Source organism: Psychrobacter sp. (assembly GCF_035469765.1).
In the GTDB taxonomy this organism is placed as follows: domain Bacteria; phylum Pseudomonadota; class Gammaproteobacteria; order Pseudomonadales; family Moraxellaceae; genus Psychrobacter.
Genome location: NZ_DATIRM010000350.1, coordinates 1 through 4,482, shown reverse-complemented (window position 1 = coordinate 4,482; position 4,482 = coordinate 1). Strand labels below are relative to the sequence as shown.

2 protein-coding genes and 1 pseudogene are annotated in these 4,482 nt (G+C 42.3%); all 3 read right to left on the bottom strand.

The genetic code is table 11. The features are described from left to right. A pseudogene (locus VLN09_RS09645) lies at nucleotides 1–894 on the bottom strand (RNA-guided endonuclease InsQ/TnpB family protein); the annotation flags it as partial. Between the two features lie 333 nt (nucleotides 895–1,227). Further along, nucleotides 1,228–4,005 (bottom strand): preprotein translocase subunit SecA, encoded by a 2,778-nt coding sequence (secA, locus tag VLN09_RS09640; RefSeq protein WP_325245985.1) that lies wholly within the window; start codon nucleotides 4,003–4,005, stop codon nucleotides 1,228–1,230. A gap of 368 nt (nucleotides 4,006–4,373) precedes the next feature. Next, nucleotides 4,374–4,482: transposase (locus VLN09_RS09635; protein ID WP_325245987.1), on the bottom strand; the 109-nt coding region annotated here is incomplete at its 5' end.

Sequence of the window (4,482 nt, the reverse complement as noted above, 5' to 3'; positions counted from 1 at the left end):
TCATGGCGTGGCTTTTGCTGAGTGTGGTGATGGTTTTATGCAGGTAGTCATGGCGAATATTGGCGATATGATGGTGTAATTTTTGAATCTTACGGTTTTGCTTTTTCCAGTTTTCGCTAAATGTTACTTTCTTACTTAATCGACGCTGTAATTTGGTAAGTTTGCTTTGATTGGATTGGCTTTAAAGCTGTTTTTGGGCTTGATGTACTGACCGTTTGAGGTGGTGAGTAGTTTGCTGATACCCATATCTAAGCCAATGGCGCTTGTGGCAGGGTGTCGAGGGTTGTCAGCCAGTTCACGCTCAGTGCCAAACGACACGTACCAGTGACCTGATTTCTTGCTGATGGTGATGATTTTGATGGTGCCGATAATGTCTTGCGATTTTCTAAACGTCACCAAACCAATGCTATTAGGTAGTTTCACCCGATTGCCCTCGACACGGCAGTATTTATCAAACTGAACCAATCTGATTGAGTCTCGTCCATCGGATTTACGCTTAAATCTTGGCATCAGCGTCCGTAACTGGATGTCCGACCCATCAGCCAGTTTAAAGAGCTTGGGTTTTCTAGGTTTCTTTTTATTTTCTTTTAACTTGGCATGTACTTTAGGGTCGAAAAATCGTGACCAAGCGGCAGCAAGATCGCGTACTTTCTGTTGTAAAGATACGGCATTAGAATGGGCTTTTAAGAACTCAAAATCAGGATTGTTCTTTAGATCCATGATTTTATTAACCAGGTTGGTTGCATTAATAAACTCATTTTTGGCAAACATCTCAAACGATATAGCCAGCATTTGATTCCAAACAAAACGTGCAGAGCCGACAAGATTATTTAAAATAACCTCTTGCTCCGCATTAGGCTCAAGCCTAAATTTATACGCTTTGTTGATTCTCATAATGCCAATTCATTTTGTTTTTTTAATGTAAGTTCTAAAATTTAGTATAGCTTATTTCAGTACATAATTTGTATGAATATATAATAAACGCTAGGCGAAATTCACCTCCACCCTAATGTCGGGTGGAGTCCTCTTTCGCGGTTTTGATAGGCAATGATGTTTGATATAGTCAACATACCTTAAAAAGGGCTACAGTACTTCTAGTATAAATTTTTACTGACTATATACGCTTTATATCATATATCTGGCGCAAATATTTATTCAAACCATAAAAAAGTCCTTATCTATGATAGATAAGGACTTTTTTATCAGAAAATATTAGCTAGGTAATTTTTAGATTTTACCATGACACTGTTTGTACTTCAGCGCTGAACCACAAGGACATGGGGCGTTACGGCTGATGTTCATACCAGCATATGGGTTTGGCTCATTTTCATTATTGCCATTACCTGCCATAGCACCAGCTGCCGCAGCACCAACGACATTACGACTTTGCGCTGCTGCTCTTTCCACACCGCCATCCATATTATCGATATCACTGTGTTCAAACTGCATTTGCATATGGGCTGCGTTTTCACGTTGTTGAATTTCTAATGCTTCTAGCTCTTCTTTGGTCGGGATATGCACACGTGACAAGTCTTGTACCGTTTCAGACTTAATTGCGCCAAGCATCATTTGGAACAGCTCAAATGACTCGCGCTTATACTCTTGCTCAGGATTTTTCTGTGCATAGCCACGCAAATGAATCCCTTTACGTAACTGATCCATCTGAGTTAAATGCTCTTTCCAATGCTTATCTAAGCTTTGTAGCATAAAATGACGCTCAAGCTGGGCAGCATCTTTTTCGCCCATCTGTTCACGGCGACTGTGATAGCGATCGATAGCCGTTTGGATAATTTTGGCACGCAGCCCTTCTTCATCTAAGCGGCGATCTTCATCAAGCCAATCATTAATCGGCATTGCAATCTTGAATTCGTTCTCAAGCTCATCCTCTAACCCATCGACATTCCATTGGTCATCGATAGAGCCTGGTGGAATAAACTGGTTAATCATAGCGTTGTAGACTTCTTGATGCATGATTTTGATAGCTTCAAGCAAATCCATCTCTGCTAGTAAATCATCACGCTGACCATAGATAACCTTACGTTGATCATTGGCCACATCATCATATTTCAATAGATTCTTACGCGCATCAAAATCGCGGCTTTCTACTTTACCTTGGGCGTTTTCAATCGACTTTGAAACCATCTTATGTTCAATAGCTTCGTCTTCTTTTAGACCCATTGCACGCATCATATTCACCACGCGATCACCGGCAAAAATACGCATTAAGTCATCTTCAAGTGATAAGAAGAAACGTGACATCCCAGGGTCACCTTGACGACCCGCACGACCACGTAGCTGGTTATCAATACGGCGTGATTCATGACGCTCAGAACCAATAATGTGCAAACCACCAGCCGCAACGACTTGGTCATGCTTGATTTGCCATTGGGCTTTTAGACGCGCCATTTCTTCAGGGCTAACCGCATCAATATCTTCGATAAATGACTGCCAGTTACCGCCAAGAATAATATCGGTACCACGACCTGCCATATTGGTAGCAATCGTGACCGATTTTGGACTACCTGCCTGCGCAATGATTTCTGCTTCACGCTCATGCTGCTTAGCGTTTAGGACGTTATGCTTCACGCCTTCTTGGTCTAGCAGATAAGACAATTCTTCACTGGCTTCAATCGTTGCCGTACCGACCAATACTGGCGCACCTTTAGCTTGAATCTCTTGAATCTCGCGGATGATGCCTTTATATTTGCCTAACTTCGTTAAGAAAATTTGGTCATCCATATCGACACGAGCAATCGGCTCATGCGTTGGAATCACAATGACGTCTAAATCATAAGTTGACTTAAATTCTGCTGCTTCAGTATCAGCAGTACCTGTCATACCAGACAGTTTGTCATAGAGACGGAAAAAGTTCTGGAATGTGGTGGTTGCAAGCGTTTGATTTTCTGCTTGAATCTCGACGTTTTCTTTGGCTTCAACTGCTTGATGCAGACCTTCTGACCAGCGACGACCAGGCATAGTACGCCCAGTGTTTTCATCAACGATAACCACTTCGCCATCATCAACAATGTAATGGATGTTTTTGACAAAGACATGATGAGCGCGAATCGCCGCTTGTACATGAGCCAATAATGGCAAACGACTTGGGCTATAAAGACTTTCATTTTCGCCAAGCTCACCCACTTCGATTAAGAAGCGCTCAATTTTCTCATAACCTTTTTCGCTAATCTCAATCTGGCGGTTTTTCTCATCAATCCAAAAATCTTCTTCTTCATTATTCTTATTGGCTTCTTCGTCTTTTGAGCGGATAAGCACGGGGATAATGGTATTAATCAACGCATACATACGTGATGAATCTTCGGCTTGACCCGAGATAATCAATGGCGTACGAGCTTCATCAATTAAGATCGAGTCAATTTCATCGATAATACAGAAGTTTAATGGACGCTGTTTTTTCTCTTTTAAACTAAAGACCATGTTATCGCGCAAATAATCAAAACCGTACTCGTTATTGGTACCGTAAGTAATATCCGCTTGATAAGCATTGACTTTTTCTTGTGGCGGTTGCTGCGAGTAAATCACCCCAACCGTCATGCCCAAAAAGCCAAATAAGGGACGGTTTAATTCCGCATCACGTGCCGCCAAATAATCGTTGACCGTCACCAAATGCACGCCTTTGCCACTGATAGCATTCAGGTACATCGCCAAGGTACCCATTAAGGTTTTACCCTCACCAGTCTTCATCTCAGCGATTTTGCCTTCATGCAAGGTGATACCACCGATCAGCTGTACGTCGTAGTGACGCATGCCATTAACCCGTAGCGACGCTTCGCGGCAGATCGCAAACGCTTCTGGCAATAAGGCATCTAAGCTTTCGCCATTTTGGTGTCTTGCTTTAAATTCTGCGGTTTTTTGTTGTAATTGTTCATCAGACAGAGCTTGTATCGTAGCCTCGTATGCGTTGATTTTGCTGACCACTTTGCGCATGCGTTTAAGCTCACGCTCATTTTTGGTGCCAACGACACTGCCTATAATCTTTGATAACATAATTTTTTGACCTATGGAAATATTCGATAATTAGTGCGCATTAGCCAACGTTTTTCTCGCCGTCTTTTCATCATCCGGCTAAGTGCTACACAATGAAGTATCGCCTAATGAAGTATCGCCCAATTCAGTGTGACGTCATTATATATGGTTATGACGCCGATGGATACAAGGGCAATGAGTAGATATTTGCCGACGTAAAAGCATGGCGGGACGTGTTAAAATAGCGCTTATAGGTTCGTTACTAAATACGATAGATACGTTATGTTATGACGCTAAAAGCGATTGTTTTTTATCATGCATTAATAATTAACAGCCTTTATCTCCCCCACCGTAAAATCATGCCGTTCAGGGCGTGGATGTAAGGCGGTTTAGTCAGGTGTGTTCTGCTGCTCAATATACCGCCTTAATATGTCGATAGGCGCACCACCGCAACTACTTGCAAAGTAGCTGGGAGACCAAAGCGCATCGCCCCATAAT